This is a genomic window from Achromobacter aloeverae (assembly GCF_004121055.1).
Taxonomy (GTDB): Bacteria; Pseudomonadota; Gammaproteobacteria; order Burkholderiales; family Burkholderiaceae_B; genus Bordetella_C; species Bordetella_C aloeverae.
Genome location: NZ_PYAL01000004.1, coordinates 461,692 through 488,450, shown reverse-complemented (window position 1 = coordinate 488,450; position 26,759 = coordinate 461,692). Strand labels below are relative to the sequence as shown.

Sequence of the window (26,759 nt, the reverse complement as noted above, 5' to 3'; positions counted from 1 at the left end):
GCGGCGACTCCCGTCAGGCGTCGTAGGACGGATACCCGCCCGGCTCGGCTTCGAGCAGGCGCAGCATGGCGTGCCATTCGAGCTCGCCGTAAGGCCGGCGCGTGCCCGGCTGGTACAGGTGCGCCGCGCGCTCCAGCACCTCATTGCCGGGCAGCGCGACGTTCTCCAGGCCGCCGGCCATCGCGTCGACCTGGGCGCGGCAGGACATCTCCAGCTGGTACATCAGGTTGAACGCCTGCGCGATGGACGCGCCGCAGGTCAGCAATCCGTGGTTGCGCAGGATCATCGCATTGTGCGGACCGAGGTCGCGGACCAGCCTGTCCTGCTCGGCCAGGTCGATGGCCGGCCCCTCGAAGTCGTGATACGCGATATGGCCATGGAAGCGGGAAGCGGTCTGCGTGATCGGCAGCAAGCCGCCGCGCATGGCCGACACCGCCATGCCGGCGCGCGTATGCGTATGGATGACGCAATGCACGTCCGGCCGCGCGCGATGGATGCAGCCATGGATGACATAGCCGGACCGGTTGATGCCGTAGTCCGTATCGGGCTTGCGCAGCACATTGCCGTCCAGGTCGATCTCGACCAGGCTGGACGCCGTGATCTCCTTGTACAGCAGGCCATAGAGATTGATCAGCAGGCTGCCGGGCTTGCCGGGAATCTGGGCGGTGATGTGGTTGTAGATCATGTCGGTCATGCCGTAGCGATCCATCAACCGATAGCAGGCCGCCAGGTCCCGGCGCGCCCGCCATTCCTCGGGCGCGACCTGGTCCCGCAACGACGGAAAGTCGGTGCCATATCGGGTATTCATGCAATGTCTCCCGCCCCGATAGCGTAGTAAAAGTAATGGGTTCGGGGCTCGCCACCGGGCTCCACCATGGCGCTCTCGGCGTTATTCCTTGATCTTAGGGACAGCTTCGTCCGGACACCATCGAGAATTTTTCAAGGCCGCATGAGCAAACCTAATAAATGAATCCGCAACTGCCTCCTCTCAATCCGCTGCGCGTCTTCGAAAGCGTCGCTCGCCACCTGAGCTTCACGCTGGCCGCGCAGGAACTGCACATCACGCAAGGCGCGGTCAGCCACCAGATCAAGGCCCTGGAGTCCTGGGTCGGGTTCGTGCTGCTGGATCGGTCCGGCCGCCAGCTGCGCCTGACGCGCGGCGGCGCCACCTATGCCGCGGCCCTGACGCAGGCCTTCGCCCGCATCACGAACGCCACCCGCGAACTCGTAACGACGGGCGCCAAGCAGGTCCTCACCATACGCGGCCACACGACCCTGTTCGTGCGCTGGCTGATCCCGCTGGTGCCGGCCTTCCAGGCCGCGCATCCCGACATCAACGTGCGCCTGAGCAGCGCCGTCGAAGGGGTGGACTTCACGCGCGAGAACGCGGACATGGGCATCGTCTACGGCGACGGTCCTTGGGAGGGCCTGCGCAACGACCTGCTTTTCAGCGACGAATTGACGCCGGTGCTGGCGCCCGCGCTGGCGCGGCGCCTGCCCGTGCCCTGCGGCACGGAAGCCTTGCTCCGCCTGCCGCTGCTGCACTCCAATCGCCGGCCGCAGCACTGGCCGGACTGGATCGCCCTGGCCGGCGCGCAACGAGGCGTCAGCGCCGGCGACATGTACTACGAAGACCTCAGCATCATCTACCAATGCGCCACCGAAGGGCTGGGCGTCGCGCTGGGCCAGTTGCGCTATCTGGAAAAGGACCTCGCCCAGGGCAGACTGGTCGCGCCGCATCCCCTGGTCCTGCGCCGTCCGCGCGGCTATCACCTGGTGTGCCCCGCCAGCCGCGCCGACGAACCGAAGGTCGCCTGTTTTCGCGCGTGGCTGACCGCGCGGGCGCGCGGCGCCGTGGCGGACTGACCTCAAGCGCCCGAATCTTGCCTACCCCACTTGCCTACCCCAGATAGGCGCCGCCATTGGCATGCAGGGTCTGCCCGGTCAGGTAGCGGGCCTGCGGGCCGCACAGGAAGACGATCAGGTCCGCCACTTCCTCGGACGTCCCGCGCCTTCCCAGCAGCGTGGCGTGCGAGGCGTGATGCGCGGGCGCGCCGGTCGCGGAATGGCCCCGCACGGTATCGATCAGGCCGGGCACCACGCAGTTGGCCGTCACGCCGCTGTCCGCGAGGTCGTGCGCCAAGGCGCGGGTCAAGCCCACCAGGCCCATCTTGGCGGCCATCACGTGCGCGCGTCCCGACGACCCCGCGTGCGCCGACATGCCGCCGATATTGACGATGGCGCCCGCCGGCGACTGGCGCAGCCACGGCGTGGCGGCTTGCGCGCAAAGAAACGCGCCGTCCAGGATCACGCCGGTCACCTCTCGCCATTGCGCCCAGTCCAGGTCGTCGATGCGGGCTTCGCGACGCACGGCGGCATTGTTGACGAGGATATCGATCCGGCCGTACCGCGCGACCGCCGCATCGACCAGGGCACGCGCGCCTTGCGGCTGCGACACGTCGGCCAGATGCACGGTCGCCTGGCCGCCGGCCGCGCGCACCAGCGCGGCCGTTTCCTCCGCCATGTCGGCGGACGTATGCACGTTGACCACCACGCTCGCCCCTTGCCGACCCAGCGCCACGGCGGTGGCCCGCCCGATATTGCGCGCGGCGCCGGTCACGATGGCCACCCTGCCGTCCAGGGGTAGATTCTTGCCGAGACTCATGCTGCCTGCTCCTTTGCCGAGCGTTGTCGATAAACCTGCGATGTGGACTGCGCCGGCGATGCAGTTCCGAATTGCGCCGGCGGGTGCACGGCCAGCTCGCCCGGTGCCGGCGGCTCCAGCGGCCGGTCCGGCCGCATCCAGAATGACATGACGATCCCGAATGCCAGGATGGCGATGGACAGGGCGAAGGGCGACGTATAACTGCCCGTGACGTCAACCAGGTAGCCGAAGGTGATGGGGGAGATCACGGCCGCCAACCCCGCCGCCGTGCTGACGAAACCCGTCGCCACGCCTGCGTGGGCCGGCGCGATATCCATCGGGGTGGCGAACACCGGCCCCGCGCTCAGTTCCAGGAAGAACAGCGCGACGGCCAGGCACAGGGCCACGCCGATCTCGTTATGCAGGAACAGCACGCTGGCCAGGAAAGGAATGGATCCGCCAAAACCCAGGATCACCACGTTACGCCGCGCGGCATTGAGATTGCCGGTCCGTGTGTACAGCCAGTCCGTCAACACGCCGCCCGCCGTATTGCCGATGACCGCCGCCGCGAACACCGCCCCTGAATGAAAGGCCGAATGCTTCAGGTCGATATGGAAATGCGAGACGAAGAAGCTGGGCAGCCAGCTCAGGTACATCCACAGCGCCCAGGCATGGGCGAAGAACACCAGCGTGACGGGCAGGATGCGGCGCAACAGCGCCAGCCAGGGCACGGGCGGCGCGCCGGCGCCCCCGTTGCCGCGTCGTCCACGACCCGCCTGGCTGAAGGCCGGCAAGGCCGCGAGTTCAGCCGCGGTCACCGCGCCATGGTCGCGCGGGTCGTCGCGGAAATAGCCGTACCAGACCACGACCCACGCCAGGCTGGCCACCCCCATCGCCATGAACGCGCCGCGCCAGCCGATGAGGGGAATCAGGAACACCACCAGCGGCGGCGTCAGCGCCGCCGCCGCGCGCGAGGCCGAATGGGTGAACCCCTGGGCAAAGCCGCGCCGGTGGCGCGTCACCCAATTGCTCATGGCCAGCGTGGCCACCGGTATCGTGCCGCCCTCCCCAGTGCCGACCAGCAGGCGTGCGAACACCAGGCCCGCCAGGCCGCCGGCGAACCCGGTCAACAAGGTCCCCAGCGCCCACAGCACGCCGGAGATGGCCAGCATGCGCCGCGGTCCCAGGCGGTCGCCCAGGTAACCGCAAATGACCGGGAACACGGCATAGCAATAGCCGAAAGCGGACAAGGCCACGCCCAGGCGGGTATTGCTCAGGCCGAACTCCTCCTTGATCAAGGGCGCCGCGACCGAGAGGTTGACCCGGTCGACGTACTCGATGAAATACATGGCGCACAGCAGCAGGAATACCCTGCCCGGCGCGCCCCGGAAAACACCGGTCCTGACGAAATTGGACATGTCTCGACTCCACGTTGTCATGCGGGCGCGACAGCACCCGACCATCCTGCGTGGTCCTCCCGCGGCAGACGCTCCGTCCAGATCGGCAAATTAGGCGACGTTATTTATCGTATTTGCTCTTATGCTGACGATTATTGATATTGTCGACGATCAGACAATATTGGCGAGAGCATATTCCAAGCGCCTGACCCGGCGCTGAAGATGGCCAAACCCCGCGCTCCCGGCGTACCATGCCCGGCGACGCCGCAGCCTCATGCGTATGCGCTTATTCGACCGCCCATGCCTCCAACGCCCAACATTCCCATCGACCTGTTCCGCTCCATGACGCTTTCGGCCCTGGTGCAGGAAGAGATATTGCGCGGCATCAAGTCAGGCGAACTGACGGGCGGCTCGCGCTTGAATGAAAGCGAACTGTCCCAGCGGCTGGGCGTAAGCCGCAGTCCCTTGCGCGAAGCGTTCCGCGCGCTGGAGGAAGCGGGGCTGGTGCGGCTGGAGAAGAACCGGGGCGTCTTCATCCGCGACCTGTCGGACGAAGAGGCGGCGGAACTGTACGACCTGCGTGCGGGCCTGGACGAAATGGTCGGCCGCCGGGTCGCCCCCCGCATCACCGACGAACAGCTGCATGAACTGGGCGGCCTGCTGACCGAACTGGAGGGCACGGCCGCGCGCGAGGGCGTGAATCGCTATTTCGAGCTGAACGTCGCATTCCACGACCGCCTGGTGCGGATGACGGGGAATTCGGCCCTCATCGGTGTTTATCGCCAGGTCGTCAACCGCATGCACCTGCTGCGCCGCCGCGGTTTTTCCCTGGCCGGCAGCTCCACTGCCTCGCACGAGGAGCACCGCGCCATACTCGACGCCCTGGCCACCCGCGACCCCGACACCGCCGCCAGCGCCATGCGCCAGCATGTCCACAACGGGTTCGAGCGGGCGGTCAAGGCCCATCATCGGCAGGAAGCGGAAAAAGCCTCACCCGCGGCGGCTTGAGGGCTGGCTTGAGGGCCGGCTTTAGCGTTGCCTTGCGGTCGTCCTGACCCCGGCTTGCTAGAATCGCCCAATTTTCAGGGCACAGCCATGCCTCGCGTCAATAGCGGCCGCCACGCGATCCTGGTCGGCGCCGGCATACTTTGCAGCCGGTTGATGGGACTGGTCCGGCAACGGGTCTTTTCGCATTATTTCGGGCTCTCGGACATCGCCGACGCGTTCAGTTCCGCGCTGCGCGTGCCCAATTTCCTCCAGAACCTCTTCGGCGAAGGCGTGCTTTCCGCGTCCTTCATCCCGGTCTACGCCCGCTTGCTGGCCCAGGGCAAGGAAGAAGAAGCCAACCGGGTGGCGGGCGCCCTCGCCGCCATCCTGGCGCTGGTCATCTCGTTGATCGTCCTGATCGGCATCCTTGCCACGCCCTAGCTGATCTGGGCGGTCGCCCCGGGCTACACCGGCGAAAAGCGCGAGCTCACCATCCTCCTGGTCCGCATCCTCTTTCCCGGGGTGGGCCTGCTGGTGGGCTCGGCCTGGTGCCTGGGCATCCTCAACAGCCACCGCCGCTTCTTCCTGTCCTATGCCGCCCCCGTGATCTGGAATCTCTCCATGATCATCGCCATGGTGGTGTTCAGGCATGCGCCGCTACCCATGCTGGCGGTATGGCTGGCCTGGGGCGCAACGCTGGGTTCCCTGCTGCAATTCGCCATCCAGGTGCCACCCGTCCTCAAGCTCACGGGCAGCCTCCCGCTGCGCCCGGACGGGTCCAACGCCAACGTCCGCGAGGTCGTCCGCAACTTCGGCTCGGTCGCCATCAGCCGGGGCGTGGTGCAGATCAGCGCCTATGTGGACCAGGCCATCTCCACCCTGCTGGGCCAGGGCGCGATGGCGGCGATGACGACCGCGGCATCGATCAACATGCTGCCCGTCAGCCTGTTCGGGATGGCGATCTCGGCGTCCGAGCTCCCGGCGATGGCGCGCACGCTGGGCGATGGCACGGCCGCGGACGCCCACGCCGCGCTGCGCGGGCGCCTGGACCAGGGCATGCGCCGCATCGCGTTTTTCGTGGTGCCATCGGCCATGGCCTTCTTCGTCCTTGGCGATGTCATCACGGCGGCGCTCTACCAGTCCGGCCGGTTCACGCACGAGGACGCGGTGTTCGTCTGGGCCATCCTGGCGGGATCGGGCATAGGCCTGCTGGCCTCGACGCTGGGCCGGCTGTACTCGTCGACCTACTATGCCCTGCTCGATCCTCGCACGCCCTTGCGCTACGCCTTGGTGCGCCTGGCGCTCACGACCATGCTGGGCCTGGCCTGCGCGCTGGGCCTGCCCCCCTTGCTGGGCATCGCGCCGCAATGGGGCACGGTGGGCCTGACGGCGTCCGCGGGCATCGCCGGCTGGGTCGAACTGTTCCTGCTACGCCGCACCATGAACGCCCGGATCGGCGTCACCGGACTGCCGCGACGCCTGGTCGTCACCCTATGGACGTCGGCGGCGGCCGCGGCGGCCGCGGCCTATGCCGCGAAAATCGCGCTCGGGTGGAAGGAACCGATACTCCTGGCGTTCGCCGTGCTCGGGGTCTATGGCAGCCTGTACCTGGCCCTCACCTACCTGGGCAAGGTGGACGAGTGCCGAGGGTTCCTGCAAAAACTGGCGCGGCGGCTGAAGCGTTGACCCCGGGACGCCGGCGCGCAAGGCGCAGCTTGTATTTGATGAAAAACAAAATTCGGCGGATAGTATCTCCAGATACACCACGTATCCAGAGGTGACAGTAGACTCGTTCGTCCGAAAGTCCGTCCACACCCGCCGCGCGACCCTACAGGCGTCTGGACACACTGGGTGGCTTCAATGCCTGTTCGTAATTGGCTCGGCTTCGCGCTGCTCCTGATCAAGCTGGTCGTCATCGGCCTGGCGGGAGCGCTTTGCTGGCGCACGGTCGGCCAGATGGGCGAGTTGGACACCAGCCTGGCGCGCATCCAGGCCATCAAGGCGCTGGCCAATATCCAGGGCTACATAGCCTCGGAGCGCGGCGCCTCGACCCTGGCGCTGAGCGACGCAGCCGCCGTGCCTCACTTGCATGCCGTGCGCAAGGAAACCGATGCGGCCGTCACCACCGCGCTGGCGCGCGTGGACGTCCTGGTTTCGAGGGATAAAGGCAGCGCCGGCCTGCTCGCCAGAAGCAAGGCGGTCGCCGCGAAACTGGCCGCCAGCCGCGGCTTCTGCGATGAACAACTGAATCGCCCCCCGGGACAACGGCGGGCCGCCGCTCCCCGCATGGTCGACCTGATGATAGGCGTGAACGCGGAAGTCACCTGGCTGGTGCGCAGCGAGGTCGACCTGCTGTCCTCCGTCGACGGGCCCGCCTATGCGTCAAGCCAGATCGCCGGCCAGGCCGGCATCCTGCGAACGGTTGCCGGCGAGCAGGCGGGCCTGCTGCAACAGCTTGTCGTCGACGCACGGCCGGTAAGCGCGGCCGACAAGGACGATTTCCTCGTCTACGAAGGACAATTGCGGCAGGTCTGGGCGGGCATACTCGCGTCCCGCAGCGACAGATGGATAGCCCCGTCGCTGGTCGAAGCCATCGACAACGTCAAGATCCGGTTCATGGACCGGTACGAAACCCTCAAGCGGCAACTGGCGCCCCATTTCTCCGATGGCGCCTTCCCGATGACGGGACCGGCGTATCGGGAGCGGGCCCAGGCCACCTACCAGCCCATCATCGCGCTGCGCGACGCTGCCTACGACGCCGCGCTGGATGACATAAGCCTGGCCTATGGCAGGCTGCGGGCCTGGCTCATCGCCTCCGTCGTCGCCACAGTGTTGACCTTGCTTGCGCTGCGGATCATTTTCTTGCGGGTCAACCGGAAACTCACCGGCCTGGCCATGCACGATGCCCTGATCGGCCTGCCGAATCGCCTCTTGCTGGAGGGCAGGCTGGCCCAGACCATGGAAAGGGCCAAACGCAACGGCGATCATTTCGCCGTCATGTTCCTGGATCTCGATGACTTCAAGGCGGTCAACGACGCCTGCGGCCACCATGCCGGGGACCAGCTGCTGATCGCGATCGCCCGCCGCATCAGCGACACGGTCCGCCTGCAGGATACCGTCGCCCGCGTCGGCGGCGACGAATTCGTCCTCCTGGTCGAAAGCAAGGAGCCGCAGGACGTCGCCATCATCGCCCAGAAGCTGATCGAGGCGGTCGACCACCCCATCACCATCGCCAACCACGAACTGCGCGTCACGGCCAGCATAGGAATCGCCATCTACCCCTGGAACGGCACGACGCAGCATGCGCTGATGACCAGCGCGGACACCGCGATGTATCACGCCAAGCAACAAGGAAAAAACAGCTATCGCTTCTACGACGCGATGATGAACTCCGATGTGCAGGACCAGCTTTCCATGGTCAAGGCGCTGCGCAACGCCTTGGCCGGGCACGAATTCGAGCTGCATTACCAGCCCAAGTTCCTCGCTTCCGCCGGCACCGTCGTCGGCGCCGAAGCCCTGTTGCGCTGGCGCCATCCAGAACGGGGCTATGTGACCCCGGACGGCTTCATGCCCGTGGCGGAAAAGTCCGGGCTGATCGTTCCCATCGGCGCCTGGGTGCTGGACGAAGCCTGCCGGCAAATGGCGCGCTGGCATGACGACGGCCGTGAGGACTGGTCGATTGCCGTCAACCTGTCGCCGCTGCAGTTCTTCCACGCCGGCCTGGTCGACTCGGTACGGGACACCCTGCATCGCCACGGGCTGCGGCCGGGCAGCCTCACCCTGGAGATCACCGAGGCCACCGCGATGCGCGACCCGGAGGCCAGCGTCGCCATCCTCAACCACCTCGCCGGGATGGGCGTGAGCATCTCCATCGATGATTTCGGCACCGGCTATTCAAGCCTGCTGTACCTGAAGCGCATCGCCGCCGCCGAGCTGAAAATCGACCGGGGGTTCGTCGCGGCGCTCGCCCATGGCACGGAGAACGCCACCATCGTCACGGCCATCGTCGCACTGGGCCGGATCCTGCGCATGAACATCGTCGCGGAAGGCGTGGAAACCGCCTTCCAGCAGGCTTTCCTCACCGATCTCGGCTGCCACGTGCTGCAAGGCTATTTCCTGGGCAGGCCCTTGCCCGGCGCATTGTTCTACGCGGCCGCGGGCAGCGTGGCAAGGCCCCAGGATATGCCTCCGGAAACAGGCTGGGAATTGCCGGGATGCGCGGACCGGCCAGGGCCTATGCCGGCGCAACGGCCCGATTCCCCGCAGCGGCCTGCAAGCACAAGCATCACGTGATGTCATGCCCCAAATGGAGGATGACACGCTGACATCCCGCTGTCATCATTCCGCATCGGCCCCTCGTAAGAAAGACTAGAGTGCTTCGAGTTCCTCTTAAACGAAACACGTGGGCCATATCGGACGAATGCGCCGAGATCTGGCGGCGCGTCGGCTCGCTGGGCAGCCGCGCTACCTTTCGCAAGGGCAGCGTCATAGGCCACCAGGGCGAAACGCCGCAGTCCTTCTATTTCATCCTCGAAGGTGAAGTCCACCTGACCGTCGTCTTTCCCGATGGCTACGACGCCGTGTACGACATACTGGGGCCCGACAGCATGTTCGGGGAAGGCGCCGCGTTGATCAGCGTGCCCCTGCATTGCACGGCCCGGGCCGAACGGGATACCGACGTGCTGTGCTTCGACGCCAAGGGGTTTCGCGCGGCGCTGTCGGCCGATCCGGACCTGATGGGCGCATTCGTGCAAGTCCAGGCGTCCCAGCACCAGGTCTGTGCGCAACGGCTCTCACATATGTTCAGGACGGAGCCCGAGTGGCGCGTCAAGGAATTCATCCTGCGCATGATGCGCCTGCACGGACAGGACGTGCTCGATCCCGTGGCAGGCACGCTGCTCGCGGTCAACCTCACGCACGGCGAAATCGCCAAGATGACGGGATTGACTCGCGTGACCATCACTCGCACGCTCAAGCGCATGTGCAGCCAGGGCGTCATCGCGATCCTCAATCGCCGCATCGTCGTGCTCGATGTCCGCCGGCTGGCGTCCGAACTCTGACTCCAACCGGCATGCGGCGTACCGGCCTTCCGGACGCCCTGGCCTGGCACGGCCGCCCGCCTGCAACCGATATCTAGAATCGATACCTAGAACCGATACGCCAGCTTCAGCGATCCCGAATGGCTGGTTCCCCTGGACGCGAACTCTCCGTCGTATTGAAGCCGAAAGTCCAGTCCGTCGGCATGCATGATCTGGAGCCCGGCGCCGATACGGCCGATCACATTGTCCGTGGGCATGACGGTGGTGAAGCTGCCGGCATCGTCGCTCGCGCCGCTCAACCTCGACCTGGTTTTCCAGCCATCTTCGGTAAGCACCGACACGCCCGCGTAGGCGAACGGCCGCATGACCGCGCCGCGCGGCAGTTCCGTGCGTCCGCCGATTTCCAGGGTGGGCGCGATGCCAAGCACGAACTGGTCGCTGCCGGCCACTTGCAGGCGCAGGGCGTCGCCCGATTCCTTGTAGCCCGGCATGCGCGAATAGGTCGCGTCCAGGTCCACATAGGGCTTGACGTAGAACGCGCCGTCGCTGAATGTCCGCGCCACGCGCAATCGTGCCCCGAAGCTGTACACATCGGGCGAACTCTTGGCCTGCCGCTGGTAGTTCGGGATATTCAGGCTGCGGTACATGTCATAGGAACCATAGCCGCCGCCCAGCGCGCCGGAGAACGTCCACGGCCCCGCTTCGCGCTTGAGCACCAGGCCGGCATATCCCGAGTCTCCCGAGCCGGTGACACGATGGTCGTCGCCACTGAGATGGGTGTTCTGGTAAGCGAACGAACCGCCCATATACCAATCGGGCGCGATCCGCTTCTGGCCACCGACCTGGTACGTGACGCTGTCATAGTCGAATCCCGACGACCCCTTGCTGGCGTCCTGGCTCGTATGACGCCCGGTCACCTGCCCCCATACGCAGTTCTGTTCCTTCGTCGCGGCGGCGTCGCCGATGAATGCGGGGCAGGACATCATCGACCCCGTGAACCTTGCCATGCCCAGCTGCATCTGCGCGGCCGGCGCCAGCGTGACGCCGGGAGACAGGTCCGACAAGCGCGACTGGTAGGCGCCCGCGCCCTGGCGAGAAGCGGTGTCCAGCACCGCATAGAGCTCCGCCAGCGCGGACGATCCACCCTGGTCCCAGTCCCGTTGCAGCGCACCGGCCAAGGTCGATGCATTGTGCTTGAGCTGCATCGCGCCGGCATTGAAGTTGGCGGCGACGGCGCGCACGCGGGTGATATTGCCGTCTTGCCGCGTCTCATAGTCCACGACCGGCGAGTCCGATGCGACCAAGGCACCGGACTGGGCGCCATTGACCGTCAGCACGCCCAGTTCCCGATTCGGCAGCAAGGCGCGCGGCGCCACGCGCAAGACCCCATCCAGGTTCGCGGGACCGTTGATCGTCAAGTAATCGGAGGTCAGGTTGTCGAAGTTCGCGCCGACCTGCAGGACGCCGGCCGGGGTTTGCGCATACGCCGTATTGAAGGTCGTCGCGGCGAACCGGGTCCGGTCGTAGCCGAAATATGTCCCTTCGCGGCCGCCCAGGGCAACCGTGCCGCTGTTCGCCAGCGACGCGCCCTCGAACTCAGCGCCCGCCGCATACGTGCCCGTGTTCGTGAACGAGCCGCCGTTCAAGCTGACCGATCCCGTCACGGTGCCGGCATTGTCGACATCGAGTCCGCCAGTCGTGGCCAGGATGGCGGTGTCCGCGGTGATCGAACCGGTGCTGCCCACGGTCATGCCGCCGCCGGTGTAGGCGTCCAGCCATACGCCGATGCCCGCCGCGGAGGACGATCCGGCGGTGACGCTGCCGTCCACGGTAACGATGTTGGAGGAACCATTGGCGCTTTGCGAGAAAACGCCGATGCCGTTCTCGCCGGTGGCGTTGACGACCGAACCTTCCGTGAGCTTGACGCTGACCGCGGCGGCGCCGTAGCCCACGTCCGGCGTCCCGCCCGCATAGACGGTATGTCCATCGGACGCCAACCTGAGCCCGCCGGCGCCCGTGACGCTTTGTGCCAGGATGCCGATCGCGCCGGCGCCGCTGACATTGATGGTGCCGTGGTGGGTCACCGTGACGGTGCCGCCGAATCCATCGCCCGCCGTCAGGCCGGGGTCCTGGACGGTGACCACCTTCAGCGTCGGCGCGCTGCCGGGCAGGCCTATGATGCCGCCGCCACCGCCCACCGACTGCGCGATCAGGCCGTGCGCGCCCGTGCCGGACGTCGTGATCAGCGTATCGGCGGCGAGGTCGACGAATACGTCGCCGCCATTGGCCGTCGCGCCGATTCCGGGCGTGGTGCCATAAATGGAAGCGTTGACCGCGCTGACCGTCTGCTGCTGGTTCTGGGAGTTGATGATGATCCCGCCACCACCGCCCACGCTTTGGGCCACCAGGCCGTAGGCATTGCTGCCTTTGGTGGTGATGGCCGGGCCGCCTACATTGTTGAAGTTGTTTACCGTTACGGCGCCGCCGTCGCCCGAGCTCGTGTTCTGGACGCCCTGGCCTGTAGCCGTGTCCACGGCGCTGCCGCTGGTCAGGTTGAGCGCCGGAATCGGACCATTGGCCAGCGCCACCCGGACGCTGGTCCCGGCACCCGCGAAGCCGCCCCCGCCGCCGACCGACTGCAGCACCACGCCGAATGCCGCCTCGCCTTGCGTGCCTATGGTCGTGGCGGTGGAGGGATTCAGCGTGACGACGCCCCCGTTGCCCGCTCCGCCGCCGGACCCGCCGAAGCCTAGGCCCAGGGCCAGCGTGCCATAGAAACCGTCCGATCCATTCGCGCCATGGCCGCCGCCGCCGCCGACGCTTTGCGCGAACAGGCCCGTCGCGCCAAAGCCGCCGGTCGAAATCTGGCCGCCATCGAGCGCCACGGTCACCGGGCCGCCGTTCGATCCTCCGCCGCCGTCGCCGCCGACGCTGACATTGTTGTTGAGGTCGAAATGCGTGGGATCGAGCCAGCCCGAACCGGTCGCCAGCGCCGCGCCGCCCTTGCCGCCGCCGCCCCCCACGCTCTGGGCGAATATCCCCATGGACCAATCGCCCGCGGTGGTGATGCTGCCGGTGGGATCCAGGGTCACGTTTACCGGACCACCCGTATTGCCGGGGCCGCCCGCGCCGCCCACGGATACGTCTATGCCGAGATTGAGCTGGTACGTGCTGGGCCATTTCTGCTGGACCATTTCATAGATGTCTTTCAAGGCATCTATCGCGTCCGCCCGGCCGTCCAGCGCGGAAAGCACCGGGTTGTCGGCGGAGCCGTCCGACCCTGCCGCGCCGCCCTGCCCGCCTCCGCCGCCGATGGACTGGGCTTGCACGCCCGCCGCATCGCCGCCGTTGGTCGTAATGACGCCGCCGACGCTCACGTCCACGGTACCGCCCTTGCCGCCGGCGCCGCCCGGCCTGCCGACCTTGACATCGATGTTGGGCTCGACGTGCTTGGCCTCGAAGATGAGATTGTAGGAACCGCCCTGCGACGTGCCGCCGCCCCCGCCTACGCTCTGGGCCAGCACGCCTATGGCGCCCGACCCCAAGGTCGTGATCGTTCCCGTCGGCATGACCTGCACCTGGACGTCGCCGCCATTTCCGCCCTTGGCTCCCAAGCCGCCCAATCCGATGTTCACATTGAGGATGTTTCCCGTGCCCAATGACTGCGTGTTCCCACTGCCGAAACCCGCATTGCCGCCTCCGCCGCCTATCGATTGGGCCGCGATGCCGTTGGCGTAATCGCCGTAGGTCTCGATCGTGCTCTTGGCTGTGCCAGGTGCATCCGCGGTGAACGTCGCATTCCCGCCGGACACGCTGACCAGGCCTCCCAGGGCGGACCAGACAGAGCTGCCGTCCCCGCCGCCGCCGCCGTTGCCGCCGAGGGCGATCGACGTCTGGATGGACAGTGACAGCGCGCCGTCCGGAAGCGTCGATCCATAATCGAGCGCCGCGGCCAGCGACGAGGAATCGCCGCCGGCGCCGCCGCCGCCGCCGATGCTCTGGATCAGGACGCCGTGCGAGCCTTGCCCCCGCGTCTCGATGGCCGCGCCTTGGGCCGCGGCGAAGGTCGCGTAGCCGCCATTGCCGGCGATATTGCCGGAGCCGCCCACCGCGACGGCGACGGGTATCGCAACCTGGTCCCCTTTCTCGTCCACCGGAATGCCGATCGCCGCAGCCTTGGCCGTTGCGTTTCCGCCCAGGCCACCGCCCCCGCCTATGCTTTGTATGACGGCGCCGAAGGCATCGACCGGCAGCTCGTTCATGCCCGCCAGGCAGTCGGATCCCGTGCACGTGCCGGTGAGCAGTTCCTGGCTCTGGCCGGTCTTGATGCTGCCGCCCACCATCTGCGTATTGATGCTGCCGCCGTTGCCGCCGGTGCCGCCTTGCCCGCCGACCCCCACGGTGGCGCCGGCGCCCACGCCAACGGTATAGGCAAAGGCCTGCCCCCCGGTCCCGCCGCCGCCGCCGATGGACTGGCTGACCACGCCCGCGGCCTTGGTGCCCTGGGTGGAGATATTGGTGTTCGACAGCTTGAGGTCTATCGCCCCGCCTGTGCCGCCATCGCCGCCCGACTGTCCGATCGCCACGGACGTGAACAGGCCGAAACTATCGGCATTGCCCGCGTTGCCGCCACCGCCGCCGATGGATTGACCGACATACCCGTAGGCGTTGTCGCCGTTGGTCGTGATCGACAGGTTCGTCAGCGTGCCGGTGACTTCGCCGCCCGAGCCACCCTTGCCGCCGCTGCCGCCGATGCTGACCAGGCCCTGGGACCCGCCGCCCGTGCCGCCCCCGCCACCGACCGATTGCGCCAGGATCCCGATCGCGGAAAGGCCGTTGGTCGTGATGGAGCCGGACGCATTGATGTTCACGCCGTTGGCGTTGGAGCTGTAGGGATTGGTGTCGCTATCGCCGCCGAGGGAAACGCCCAGGCCGGCGGCGCTGCCCGCCACGCCGCCGCTGCCGCCGACGGACTGCGCCAGGATGCCCAGCGCCAGCGTGCCGCCGGTCGTGATCGTTCCGGTGTTGTTGACGGTAATGACGCCGGCCGACCCGGCGGAACCGCCGCTGCCGCCCTTGCTGTAGAAGATGCCATAGGCCTCGTCGCCCGCGCTGCCTCCACCGCCCGCTAGGGACTGGGCCACGATGCCGGCCGCGTCCAGGCCCAGGGTCGAGATCGTGCCGCCGTTGGTCACGGTGACCGCGCCGGCCGCGCCGCCCGACGCGCCATTGCCGTCGACCCCGCCCAATTGCGCATCGGCCGCGCCGCCGTTGCCGCCGGCGCCGCTCGCCGTCTGCGCGACGATGCCGGCCGCGCCTGCGCCAGCCGTCTTGATCGATGTGTTCGAGTCCGTCGAGATCGTCAGCGCCCCGGTCGAACCGCCTCCGCCACCATCGCCGCCATCCGCGACGGAGGTCGTGGCCGAGCCGCCGTCACCGCCATTGTTGCCCAGGTTCTGGGCCAGGATGCCGAACGCGTTCGCGCCCTGCGTGGAGACCGTCGTAGACTGCAACGCCACCGTCATTTTCCCGGTAGCGCCACCGGCGCCGCCGCCGCCGCCGCTGCCCCCGCCTACGGTGCCGGTAAGCTGCCCCCCATCGGCGCCCGTACCGCCCTTGAGCAGGGCACGGATGCCGGGGGAATCGTTGCCTATAGTCGTAATGGTGATGGCATGGGCACTGCTTCCGGCCAGCGTGATGGACAGGTTGCCGGTGTCGCCGCCATTGCCGGCCGTACCCGCGTCGTGGACTCCGATCCCGATGCCATCGCCGCCGTAGTCGCCGCCGGCGCCGCCGGCCCCGCCTGTCTGCGAGGTCTGGATGCCGGCGGACGTGTCGCCCTTCGTCGACAGTGCAATGGCGACGCCCGAGGTGGACATCGTAACGGCCGCGTCGCCGGCCGAGCCGCCTTGGCCGCCGTTGCGATCGTGGTAGCTGCCCTGGTTGTAGGTTCCGGCGCCAGCGCCGCCTTGCGCCAATATCCGCAAGGCCGGCAGTTGATCGCCGTTCGTTGACACGCTGGCGTCGGTGACGTTGATTTGCAGGGCGGCCGAGGAAGCGCCTATCGTCCCCGCATTGCCGCCATTGCCGCCGGACGTGCCATCCTCGTCGGCCAGGCCGTTGCCGCCCTTGCCGCCAATGGCGATAGCCGCCACGCCCGCGCCCGCCGCGGGCGGCGTGCCGGTCTGGTTGACCGTCACGTTGCCGCCGCCCAGCAGGGTCACGATCGCACTGAGATCCCGGGCGTCTCCCGTACCCGCATTTCCGCCATTGCCCAGGCCGTCCGTCAGCGACGCCCCGCCGTTGCCCGATTGGGTCTGGGCCAGGATGCCATAGAGCGCGGATGAGGCCTCGGCGTTGGGGGCCCAGGTCCAGTTCAGGTTGATGCTGCCCGTGCTCCTGACCGACGCGGAACCGGATCCGCCGCCGGTATTGAGGCCGCCGTCATACTGGTCGGCGGCATTGCCGCCGCTGCTGGATGCCAGCAGGCCCGCGAAACGCTTCGTCCCTGCGAGGGTGACGTTGATCGTGCCGGCGTTGTCGATGGCGACGCCCGCGGACTGGCCACCGGCGCCGCCCTGGTTGTGGTCGTCCGTGGTGCCGGCGCCCGCGCCGCCGGCGCTGAAGGCGCCCACGGCCGCTCCCCCTTGCGACGTGACGCCCGGCAGGTTCATGGTGATGTTGCCGTTGTTGGTCACGGACAGGATCTCGCTCGGCGACTGGCCGGCCACTCCGCCATTGCCGCCGTATTTCTGGTCGCTGCTGGATGCGGCGTTGCCGCCCAGCATCTGGGCGAACAGCCCATAGACCGTGCCATTGGTCACAATGGAGCTTGTCGGCGGCACCAGCGTAAGCGCACCCTGGTTCGTCACGGTCATGCCCTGGGTATCGACGCCCGTCAGGTTGCCCGACGGGTCGCCGCCGTTGGCGATGGACAGGACTTCCAACGCGGCCTTGGTCGACGATCCCATCGTCACCGTGATGCTTCCGGTGGAACTTGCCGTGACGTGCGGGATGGGGTTGAAGGTATTGTCGGCCTGCATGACCAACGTGTCCGTATAGATATTCCCCGTGGAGCACGAGAGCCCGCTGGTGCTACCCCCGCAGTTGATCGAGTTCCCGGCGAACGCGGCGCTGCCCACAAAGGCGCTGGCCATGCTGGTCGAAAGAACGGTAAGGCGGAAAGGAAGCCGGCGGCGGGCCATGGACATCATCCTCGGTTCAAGGGAATTACAGCTTTGGGACGATGGGCAAGCATAGAAAACCTGCGCCTAGCTGTATGTCCCTAGAACTGAGGACATGACGCGTGAAGACGGCCGAATTGGCCTGGGGCCCTGGGGACATGGGGGCCTGTGGTCTGGGCTGCGCAGCGCCCCACGCCGCGACCGGGGCCCGGTCGGCGGTATTAAAGGATTCGGGATTCGACGAGCTGCCTGCGGTCGCGCAGGATGGAAAACAGAGCGGGCCGTTTTGAAACCAGCGCCAGGAAGTGGAGAGCGGCTATCGCATCAGGACTTATGCTTCGCGGACGACGAGGATTTTTCGCAATCATCCCGCTCCTTGCGCAATTCCTCGGCGCTGATATGAACCAGCTTCCCCTCTTTCTGCACGACGATCCCGGTGTTCGTCTGGATGGCTATTTCGCGCGCCATCTCGGCCGCGCGCAGCATCCCGGCCATCGAGGCGCGAAGATCCGGGGTTCCTGGCCTTGGATATGTCCTTGGGCTTCATAGTTCTCTCCCCATTCGATCATGCGGGGGGTCGACGCTTCGTTGGAGTACATGACCCAATCGTCAACGGCTTGGCAGTAGCTGTCCTTGAAGTTACGCAATCCGGCTTCGAAGCGACGTCGTATCACCGGCTCCGGGATATTATGGCCGCCTTGACTTACTCGGCGCGCCACGCGGTTAACCGCAACGTCCGCCGAAGGTAGAGACAGGAAAAACAAGGTGACCCAACACCCCGCTTCTCGCCATTTTTTTTATGTGGCGCAAGCGGCTTGATGGTACCAGCGAATCGGCGGACGGCGTGTATACGCGGCGCTACCACGCCGATCAGCGCTGTGCTGTGGCCGCGAACCGCGCGAACCGCGAGGGCGGGACGGATGCCCGCCCGCTTGTCGCTCGCATTGCGCAGGTCCCAGTCAACCAGGGGTTCGAAAACGGGATAACCCAGGAACCGCATGCCCTCCGAACCGTTATTGGGTACGCCCGGGGGTGGTCGAGATATCCGCGCTTGTCATGGCGATGCGCAGATGGCCTGTCGCTGCAAATACCTCTTCGGGAAGACCCGACAGAAAGGCCGTAAATGTTGTGCACGCGCACGTCCCTGGTTTGGTGCAACTTCTTGTCAGGCGCGCAATTGATCCATGCTGATGTCCCGCGTGAGCAGGCTACGCTGGACCATCGCGTGGATGCCCTTGTTCCCGTCGACCAATTGCGTCACGCGCAAGTCGCAGGCCAGGCTGCAGAATGTGTAGGCATCCTGCTGGGACCAGCCCTGGGTCCTGGACAGCAGCGCGATCATCTTGCGCAAGGCGATCTTGGCGGCATCGTCCAGGTCATCGTGGAACGCCATCGTGATGATGTGCGTTTCGGTCTGCCCCAAAGGGAGCTCCAGCGGGACCTGCTTGTGGAGAAAGAATTTAAAAGTACCGGTCAGCGACGTCTCCAGGGCGGTCAGGCAGACCTCGCCGTCTCCCTGCACGGCGTGTCCATCGCCGGTGGAGAACAGGGCCAAGGACGTTTGTACCGGGAAGAAGACGGACGAGCCCGCGCCCAACTCCTTATTGTCCATATTGCCCCCGTATTCGCGCGGCTCGATCGAACTGACAGGGCCGTACTCAGGACGCGGCGCCAGGCCCATGACGCCGAAGAACGGCGCCAGGGGGATCGACGGGCCGAACGCCGTGTCGGCGGTCATGCGCTCCCGGTCGATGGGTATGGCCACGATGCGCCGGTTGGGAAAGTCTTCCGGCAAGGTGCCGCGCAAAGGCAGTTGTGAGTTCCAGCCCCATGGATAGCGCAGCTTGATATCCAGGACACGGACCTCCAGCACATCACCGGGCTCGGCGCCGCGGATGCCGACGGGCCCGGTCAGGATATGGCCGGCGAACATGGGCTTGCACTGTTCATGAATGAGACGGTGCTCGGGCAGCAGCTCGACACCCAACTCGTTCAGGTAGCCGGGGCCGCCGCTGACCGTATCGATGGTGACCGTTTCGCCGGAGTCTATGGTGATGGCCGGTTTGAGCGACGCGCTCAAGTATCCCCAGTGGATGGTTTCGGGGGAAGCAGGCAGGTGATGTGAGGGCATGGCGGGGTGGGCTCAAGATGGGACGGGGTCCTATCATGATCCTGACCCGGCCATCATCGATATGGGGCCTATTCCTAGGATCGCGAGTCAGAGGTTCGCGGACAAAGGTCTCCCGCTGCTTGCGACGCAAGCCTACGTCGACACGACCGTTGGCATCGGCCGACCGCACTGCGCCCCGGCCAGGCAAGGCGGTGGCCGCCCCGATACGTTGCGGGTTCGTCGCCAGCGGCGCCCAACCGATCTTCTATCGGGCGCCGAAGAGTTGGCCCGGGACAGCCGAACGAGATCACATTCGCGAAAAATCGTAGTCTCGCTCAACGCGGCAAATACGGGTCTTGTAGGATTCGTACCATTTCTCCCTGCCCGTCTGCTGGGCGATGAGGTGCGCGGCGTCCCGTTTCCAGGCGGCTATCGATTCCAAACTGTCCCAATAGGAAACCGTAATTCCGACCTCTTCCCGCGCGGACTCGACGCCCAGGAATCCGGGTTGCCTGGATGCCGCCTCGACCATCGCCTGCGCCATGTCGGCATAGCCATCGTCGCCGGGCGTACGGATGGACGTGAAGATTACCGCGTAGTAGGGAGTGGATCCGGTCTTTGCGATGGACATTGCTGCCTCTTGGTTCTGCCTTGTTTGCCGCCACTGCCTGGATATCGCAATGGCGCCTTGAGCGACGGAGCGATGATAACGGACTGCCTATGCGGCGCCCGAGTTCGACAGAAGAAACGCCAGAAACGCCGCCGTGGCGGGCGAGAGGGTCCGGTCCGGCGGCACGATCGCCCCGACCTCCCGCGTCGCCGCCGGCTTCAGCGGCAACAATCGGCAATGCGCCAGATCCAGCCCCTGCAGTGAACTCAAGGGCTGTATGCATACCCCAAGGCCTATTGCCGTCATCGCGACCAGGGGCGCGGTGCTGGTCAGTTCCTGCGCGGCCACGATGGCTAGTCCGGCCGCCTGGAACATCTCCTCGACTCGCTCCCTATGATCCACGCCCCGCGGATTGAGCAGCAGCGGGCGACGTGCCAGATGTGCCAAGGTCACCGACCGGCGCTTGGCAAAGTACGGGTCGGATGCGGCTACGACAGCCATCAGCTTCTCTTCGAACAGCTTGTGGAAGGTCACATCCGGCGACCCGCGCGAAGCAATGGCAATGTCGACCCCTCCCCGCAGTATCTGCTCGTGCGCACGCTGCGAGTCAGCGTCTTTCATTCGAACCTTGATGCCGGGAAAGGCGTCCTGAAACCGCAGCATGACCCGTGGCAGAAATGTCGACGCAAGCGAAGGAAGCACGGCCACGCTGACAGTTCCCTGCTGCAAGCGCCCCTCCTCCCGCAAGTTCGACAGCACGCGCGCCAGGCCCTGTCCTGAATGCTTGAACGCCTCGTGCAGCCGTTCGCCTTCGCTGGTCAGGCGAACGCTGCGCGTATCCCGATGCAGCAGATGAACCCCAAGGGCAAGTTCCAGTTGCTGCACCTGCACGCTGAGGGCCGATTGGGAAATATGCAGGCGCGCCGCGGCCCGGCGAAAACTGCCCTCGGCGGCGACCGCCGAAAAAGACACGAGCTGGTTGAGCTTGGTGCGCCGCAGCGACAAAAGCCAGTTTTCGTCCATGGCCCAGCGATCGGATTTGGTTATCGATTAGCGCAAACATAACATTTGTTTTGATCGCCGAGCCTCCTTAAGATCGATGCCAGCGCACCAGAGATGCGCACCGGGACAGGAGACAACCCCATGCATCGCTTCGATCGATTTCCAGGCACAAGGGCATTCCCAGGCGACCGACGTCGGCAACTGCTATCAGCTGCCCTTGGAGGCCTGCTGTCGCTGTCGGCGGCACTTGCGTCAGCACAGGACGCCGCGGCGCCGAAGTACCCGCTACGCCCCATCACCATCATCGTCCCCTACGGCGCGGGCTCCAGTACCGACATTCTCACGCGCGTAATCGCCAGGAATATGTCGGAGCGACTGGGCCAGCCTGTCATCGTCGAAAACAAGGCTGGGGCGGGAGGCGCGGTGGGAAGCGCGATGGTCGCGCATGCGGCGCCGGACGGATACATGCTTGCCATGGGCACCATCTCTTCGCATTCCATCAACCAATCGATGATGCGTAGCCTGCCCTACAACGTCCTCAAGGATTTCGCGCCTATCTCCTTGGTTGCCTACTTCCCCAACGTGCTGGTGGCGAATAAAGACCTGCCGGCCAACACGCTGCAGGACGTCGTGCAACTTGCTCGCAAGCGCGGCAGCCTGGACTACGCCACGGGCGGCATCGGCTCGTCGGGCCAGATGGCCGGCGAGCTGCTGAAACTGCGTACCGGTGCGCCGTTGAATCACGTCCCCTACAAGGAAGTGGGCCAGGCCATCGCGGACACGATCGCGGGTCACGTACCCCTGCTCTTCTACCAGGTCCCGGCGGTGGTCGCGCAGATCAACAGCGGGCAACTGAAGGCCATTGCCGTGCTCGCACCGCAGCGAACACCCTTGCTGCCCGAGGTGCCTACGACTACGGAGCTGGGCATCAACGATTTCGACGCGACCGCCTGGATGGGCCTGTTCGCGCCCGCCGGGACGCCGCGCCCCGTCGTCGACGCGATCAATCTATCCGTCAAGCAGGCGACGGCGGACCCCGCGGTGCAGAAACAGCTCGCGCAACAGGGATTCTCCCTGGTGGGAAACTCGCCCGAAGCCTTTCAGCAATTCCTGCGGCGGGATATCGACAAGTGGGCGGAAGTGATACACGCCACCGGTGCGCAAATTCAATAAGGAAGTCATGGAGATGAACAAGACCGTACCCTTGCGAGAGGTGGCGCATTCGCGCTCTGGCGAAAAGGGAAACAGCAGCATGGTGTCGGTGATCGCGTACGACGCCAAGGACTACGACATTCTTCGCGACCAGATCACCGTGGAGGCCGTACGCAAGGTCTATGGATCGATTGCGCGTGGACCGATTCATCGCTATGAGGTGCCTTCCATCGGAGCATTGAATTTCGTGATGGAGGAAGTGCTGGAAGGCGGCCGCTCCCGAACGCTCGCTTTCGAGGAGTCCGGCAAGGCGCTGTCGTCGCTGATGCTGACGCTGCCGGTGGAAGTGCCTTCAGGCTACGTCGGTCGTCGCGATCGGGATCAAAGCCATCCCATTGAAACCCTTGCCCAGCCATCGGGCCGCAGCATACGCCTGGGGTCGGCGACGGCCTGGTCGCGCGACCGCTTCAGCGCTGCTCGCGATCTGGTCGACCGGGGCGACCTGGACTACATCTGCTTTGAATCGATGTCGGAAGTGACCATGAGCGCCGCGCAGGTGGCCAAGCAGGATACTGGCCGGGGCGGGGCCGCGGCAATGGCCTATGACCCGTACCTGGTCGACCGACTGGGTCCCATCCTCAAGGATTGCAAGGAAAAAGGCATACGCATCATCAGCAACCAGGGCTGGCTGGACCCGGTGGGCGCGGCGCGCCGGATCAAGGCATTGGCCGACTCCCTGGGGCTACCCGGCCTGAAGGTCGCCGCGGTGACGGGGGCCGACCTGACGGACCGCATCGCCGACATGGGACTCAAGTTCCTGGAGACAGGTAAACCGGTGGCCGACGCGGGGGCTTCCATCGTTTCCGCGGAAGTGTATCTGGGTTGCGAGGGTATCGTGCAAGCCTTGCGCGACGGCGCCGACGTCGTCCTGACGACGCGCGTGGCCGATGCCTGCCTTTATCTCGGCCCCCTGGCCTTCGAGTTCGGCTGGCCGCTGGGCAATCACGAAAAGATGGCGCGAGGCATGGTCATCGGACACCTGATGGAGTGCAGCGCGCAACTGACGGGCGGCTATTTTGCGGACCCTGGCTACAAGGACGTGCCGGGACTGGAAAACCTGGGCAGCCCCATCGCGGAAGTCTGGGACGACCACATCAGGTTGAGCAAGGTGCCAGGCAGCGGCGGGCTGCTCACGCCGGCCACCTGCAAGGAACAGTTGCTCTATGAGGTGGGTGACCCAGCTCGATACCTGGCCCCCGACTGCGTGACGAATCTCGGCGCCGTGACGTTCACGCAAACCGCCAGGGACGAGGTGGCCGTCCATATCGGGCAGTTGGCCGGGCAGAAGCGGCCCGACACCTTGAAAGCCTTGGTGGGCATACGCGAAGGCTACATGACCGAGGAGATGGTCATTTTCGCCGGACCGAGTTCGCTCCAGCGAGCGAAGATGACGCAAGATCTCCTGAGCAAGCGTTTCGAGGCGGTGAACCTGAAGGCCCAAGAGCTGCGATTCGATTATCTGGGCCTGAATGGCGTACATCGGGAAGCGACGCCTCCGCCTGGCCAGGATCCTTATGAAGTCATCCTGCGCGTGGCGCTCAAGACGCAGGACCCACACGAAGCGGAAAAACTGCGCAAGGAAATCGACCCGCTCGCGGTCAACGGCGTAGCGGGAACCGGCAAGTGGGCCACCAGCGCGCCGGGCTCCCGGGTCCGCTCGGTCATCGGCTTGAGTTCCTGCCTGGTCCCGCGGGACTGCATCGAGACCCAGGTCAGCATTCTTTGAGGACACCATGATGCGTATCACTGCGCGAAGAATGTGGGCGGGCGCGGCGTGCCTGGGTATCGGGCTTGCGCTGGCAGGAACCAGCCAGGCCGCTGGCTGGCCGGAACGGCCCATCATGTTGATATTGCCTTCAGGCGCCGGGGGGTCTTCCGATCCGCTCGCCCGGCTATTGGCGGCCGAGCTGGGGAAGCGGCTCGAAACGTCGATAGTCGTGCAGAATCGGCCCGGGGCCGGCGGCAACGTCGGCATGGCGCAAGCGTCCCGTGCACAGCCGGATGGCTACACCATCACCTTATCCTGGACCGGACCGCTTGCAACCAATCTCGCCCTCTACAAGCAGGTGGGTTATGACCCGCGCACCGATTTCGCGCCGGTGGGCATGGTCGGCTGTACGCCCAACGTCCTCGCGGTCGGGCGCGACAGTCCAGCCAATTCACTCAAGGACTTCGTGACCTACGCGCAGGACAAGGCGCACAAGATCAGCTACGGCTCCACCGGCGTCGGCAGTTCATGGCATATCGCCGGTGAAATGGTGAACCGGCTGGAGGGAGGGCGGATGGTGCATATCCCCTACCAGACGCCTGGGGCGGCATTGACCGACCTGGAAGCCGGGCGACTGGATGCGATGTTCCCGGTGGTGCCCATGACGGTCGGGCACGTCAAATCCGGTGACATCAAGGTGCTCGCGGTCTTCTCGAAAACGCGGGCCTCGGTGCTCCCGCAGGTTCCGACGGCCGCCGAGCAAGGCTATCCCGACTTGATCAGCGACACCTGCTTTGCATTGCTGACGCCGAAGGGCGTTTCCGCGGACATCATTGCCAAGCTGAATGCGGCCTTGCAGGGCGTACTGAGCGACGCCAACTCCAGGACCGCGATCGAAGACATGGGAGTGCGGATCCAGGCGGGACCACCCGCCGCGCTCTCCGCGTATCTGGAGAGCGAAATCCCGCGTCAGGCAGAGCTCGTGCATGCCGCGGGAGCAACCGCGCAGTAGGCCTCACCCACGGCGACCCAAACCGCCGTGCTGATCTGGTCGGGACACATCAGCGAGAAAAGCGCGGGCGCAATGGCAGCACGAGCATGGCGGTCGCACCTCCGATCACGCTGCCCAGCACCGTCTCCCACAGGCGCGCAAGCAGCACGGGGAGCCCGTGCTCTCCTCCCGCCGCCAGCGTGACCAACAACGTGAAGGCGAACGCGCCGCAGGCGATGTCATACCGCTCGGGCAGGGCCATGGCGTAGACGATCATCGCCAGCGCGGCGGCGCACCAGAGCAATAGCGGCGCCTCCGTGGCCAGCGGCAGGCACACCAACGCCAGTGGGACGCCTACCAGGGTTCCGGCGATCCGCCGCCTCACGCGTTCGAGCGTCCCCGCGGCTGTCGCGGCGACCACGTAGATGCAGGCGGTCACCGCCCACACGGACTCGATCAGGCCCAGAAGGTCGGCCAAGGCGACAATCAGCATGGTGGCCGCCGCCGCTTGCAATCCCATCGCCAGCTCCGCGGAATACCCCCTGCCGGGCTCGGCCACTGGCGCTATAGCCGCCATCAGCGCGGGGCGTTCGGCGGAGCCGCTCAGCAAGCGCGGCACGATCGACGCCAGCATGGCGATCAGTGCGGCGACGACAATCGCGCCGATGTCTGTCCGGCCCAATCCCATCGTGCAGGCGGTCAACTGGCCGATATAGATCTGGGAGCCCATCCCGGCACCCAGGATGCCGTATCGTTTCAGATAGCCGACAGCGAACGCACCGCTTACCAGCACCCATTCCTTGTCCGCGCCAAGACGCGCGTGCAGCAGCGGCGCGAGCACCGCGAAGAGCGCCGCACCCGCAGCGGCTGCCAAGCACAGCAAGAGCAGATCCCGGCTGGACGTAAACCGTGTCGTCCTGGCCTCCGAGACGCTGGCCCACAAGGCAAAGCTCGCCGCCAATGCGCCCGGCGAGACACCTGCCGGCGCACTGACGCTCACGTCATGCAAGGTTCCCACGGCCGTCGCAATGCCGTAGGCCGTGCCTAGACGCAGTCCCTTGATGCGCCGGTGCGCGCCGGGATCGACGCGGTCAAGCCAGGCCACGATGAGAGTCAACGGACGGCGCACGTGCCGACATCCTTGCGGTCATACCGAAATCAACTCACGCATTGCCAGGCAATGTCGCACCAGCTCAGGCCGGGACGAGACATAGCGCTTGAGCGGCGTATCGATATCGTAGAAATAGATATTCGCCACGCAGCCGAAGATCGCGGCATCCACCGTACGGGGCGTCGTGCCGAATACGAAGGCCTTACCTCCGATCAAATCGGCCGCCATCCGCAAGTCCGCCACGCCGCGCGCATAGACCTGGGCCGGCTCATAGCGCCCGATGCCTTGATAGTGATACCGCAGGTGGTTGTACTCTCGCGCCGCCTCCAGGGCCTCCCGACTGATATCCATATGCGTCGTCATGATCGCATCGCGGAATGCCGGCCAATACCGTTCATCGCGCCATCGCGAATAGCTCATCGGCCAGTAGAGGTCGTCCAGCGTTCGGCGCATCATGAAATCCAGGTCCTGCTGCTCCCGTGTGAGCCCGGCATCGATGCCAAGGTCGAATTTCCCGGTCAGGTAGGCAATGATCGCATCGCTATCCCCAATGCTCGCGTCGCCGTCCGTCAGGTATGGCAGCTGGCCCCGGGGCGCCGACTTCGTGTCCAGGATGTGTGCATGCTGGAATTCCAGCCCGCACAGCCGCATGAAGGTGTAAACCTTGAGCCCGAACGGATTGTTATCCGCGACGCCGAACAGGTCCGGGTAGGAATAGAGGGTCAGCATGGGGCCTCCCATTTGGAACGACGCCGTCTTTGATC

The 26,759-nt window shown here is 65.9% G+C and carries 17 protein-coding genes and 1 pseudogene; 8 read left to right on the top strand and 10 right to left on the bottom strand.

Translation table 11 applies throughout. From position 1 onward, the window contains the following. Positions 1–13: 13 nt before the first annotated feature. Positions 14–808 carry a class II aldolase/adducin family protein gene (locus C7R54_RS16270; protein ID WP_129151472.1) on the bottom strand — a complete coding sequence of 265 codons (795 nt, stop codon included), beginning with the start codon at positions 806–808 and terminating at the stop codon, positions 14–16. Between the two features lie 158 nt (positions 809–966). Here C7R54_RS16270 and gcvA point away from each other — a divergent pair, with 158 nt between their 5' ends. Further along, positions 967–1,866 carry a transcriptional regulator GcvA gene (gene gcvA, locus C7R54_RS16265; protein ID WP_129151471.1) on the top strand — a complete coding sequence of 300 codons (900 nt, stop codon included), beginning with the start codon at positions 967–969 and terminating at the stop codon, positions 1,864–1,866. Positions 1,867–1,900: 34 nt separating this feature from the next. On the opposite strand, the gene C7R54_RS16260 is transcribed toward gcvA, so the two are convergent. Both C7R54_RS16260 and C7R54_RS16255 read right to left on the bottom strand, forming a co-directional pair. Further along, a complete protein-coding gene (locus C7R54_RS16260) occupies positions 1,901–2,665 on the bottom strand; it encodes an SDR family NAD(P)-dependent oxidoreductase (protein WP_129151470.1) in 765 nt (254 codons plus the stop codon). Further along, on the bottom strand, positions 2,662–4,062 hold the full coding sequence (locus C7R54_RS16255) for an MFS transporter (protein WP_129151469.1): 1,401 nt from the start codon (positions 4,060–4,062) through the stop codon (positions 2,662–2,664). Before C7R54_RS16255 ends, C7R54_RS16260 begins: the two co-directional genes overlap by 4 nt. 279 nt (positions 4,063–4,341) lie before the next feature. On the opposite strand from C7R54_RS16255, the gene C7R54_RS16250 reads away from it, so the two are divergent. The 4 genes and pseudogenes from C7R54_RS16250 to C7R54_RS16235 all read left to right on the top strand — a co-directional run bounded on the left by C7R54_RS16250 (position 4,342) and on the right by C7R54_RS16235 (position 10,088). Further along, positions 4,342–5,049 carry a GntR family transcriptional regulator gene (locus C7R54_RS16250; protein WP_129151468.1) on the top strand — a complete coding sequence of 236 codons (708 nt, stop codon included), beginning with the start codon at positions 4,342–4,344 and terminating at the stop codon, positions 5,047–5,049. Positions 5,050–5,136: 87 nt separating this feature from the next. Further along, positions 5,137–6,714 (top strand): annotated as a pseudogene (murJ, locus tag C7R54_RS16245) (murein biosynthesis integral membrane protein MurJ). A 174-nt stretch (positions 6,715–6,888) separates the two neighbouring features. Then, positions 6,889–9,321 (top strand): putative bifunctional diguanylate cyclase/phosphodiesterase, encoded by a 2,433-nt coding sequence (locus tag C7R54_RS16240; RefSeq protein WP_240039553.1) that lies wholly within the window; start codon positions 6,889–6,891, stop codon positions 9,319–9,321. Between the two features lie 80 nt (positions 9,322–9,401). After that, positions 9,402–10,088, top strand: a complete 687-nt coding sequence (locus C7R54_RS16235) for a Crp/Fnr family transcriptional regulator (protein WP_129151467.1) — start codon at positions 9,402–9,404, stop codon at positions 10,086–10,088. Between the two features lie 86 nt (positions 10,089–10,174). On the opposite strand, the gene C7R54_RS16230 is transcribed toward C7R54_RS16235, so the two are convergent. The 5 genes from C7R54_RS16230 to C7R54_RS16205 all read right to left on the bottom strand — a co-directional run bounded on the left by C7R54_RS16230 (position 10,175) and on the right by C7R54_RS16205 (position 20,994). Further along, positions 10,175–17,224: an autotransporter outer membrane beta-barrel domain-containing protein gene (locus C7R54_RS16230; protein WP_129151466.1), complete on the bottom strand. Its 7,050-nt coding sequence runs from the start codon at positions 17,222–17,224 to the stop codon at positions 10,175–10,177. 351 nt (positions 17,225–17,575) lie between these two features. Further along, complete coding sequence (locus C7R54_RS16225; RefSeq protein WP_240039552.1) at positions 17,576–17,746, bottom strand: hypothetical protein; 171 nt, start codon at positions 17,744–17,746, stop codon at positions 17,576–17,578. 670 nt (positions 17,747–18,416) lie between these two features. Then, positions 18,417–19,382 (bottom strand): acetamidase/formamidase family protein, encoded by a 966-nt coding sequence (locus C7R54_RS16215; protein WP_129151465.1) that lies wholly within the window; start codon positions 19,380–19,382, stop codon positions 18,417–18,419. Between the two features lie 286 nt (positions 19,383–19,668). Further along, positions 19,669–19,992 carry an antibiotic biosynthesis monooxygenase family protein gene (locus C7R54_RS16210; protein ID WP_129151464.1) on the bottom strand — a complete coding sequence of 108 codons (324 nt, stop codon included), beginning with the start codon at positions 19,990–19,992 and terminating at the stop codon, positions 19,669–19,671. Positions 19,993–20,079: 87 nt separating this feature from the next. Further along, positions 20,080–20,994, bottom strand: a complete 915-nt coding sequence (locus C7R54_RS16205; RefSeq protein ID WP_129151463.1) for a LysR family transcriptional regulator — start codon at positions 20,992–20,994, stop codon at positions 20,080–20,082. Positions 20,995–21,114: 120 nt separating this feature from the next. Between C7R54_RS16205 and C7R54_RS16200 the strand changes: the two genes are divergently transcribed. Genes C7R54_RS16200 through C7R54_RS16190 form a run of 3 tightly spaced genes read left to right on the top strand, consistent with a single transcriptional unit; the run spans position 21,115 to position 24,905 of the window. Continuing rightward, positions 21,115–22,146 (top strand): Bug family tripartite tricarboxylate transporter substrate binding protein, encoded by a 1,032-nt coding sequence (locus C7R54_RS16200; RefSeq protein WP_129151462.1) that lies wholly within the window; start codon positions 21,115–21,117, stop codon positions 22,144–22,146. A 13-nt stretch (positions 22,147–22,159) separates the two neighbouring features. Next, positions 22,160–23,911, top strand: coding sequence for an acyclic terpene utilization AtuA family protein (locus C7R54_RS16195; RefSeq protein ID WP_240039551.1), 1,752 nt, complete (start codon positions 22,160–22,162; stop codon positions 23,909–23,911). 7 nt (positions 23,912–23,918) lie between these two features. After that, entirely contained in the window at positions 23,919–24,905 is a 987-nt protein-coding gene (locus tag C7R54_RS16190; RefSeq protein ID WP_240039550.1) for a Bug family tripartite tricarboxylate transporter substrate binding protein, read from the top strand. A gap of 49 nt (positions 24,906–24,954) precedes the next feature. Here C7R54_RS16190 and C7R54_RS16185 read toward each other — a convergent pair whose 3' ends face one another. Both C7R54_RS16185 and C7R54_RS16180 read right to left on the bottom strand, forming a co-directional pair. Then, positions 24,955–26,013 carry an FUSC family protein gene (locus C7R54_RS16185; protein WP_129151461.1) on the bottom strand — a complete coding sequence of 353 codons (1,059 nt, stop codon included), beginning with the start codon at positions 26,011–26,013 and terminating at the stop codon, positions 24,955–24,957. Positions 26,014–26,031: 18 nt separating this feature from the next. Further along, positions 26,032–26,724: a glutathione S-transferase C-terminal domain-containing protein gene (locus C7R54_RS16180; RefSeq protein WP_129151460.1), complete on the bottom strand. Its 693-nt coding sequence runs from the start codon at positions 26,722–26,724 to the stop codon at positions 26,032–26,034. Between the last annotated feature and the right edge of the window lie 35 nt (positions 26,725–26,759).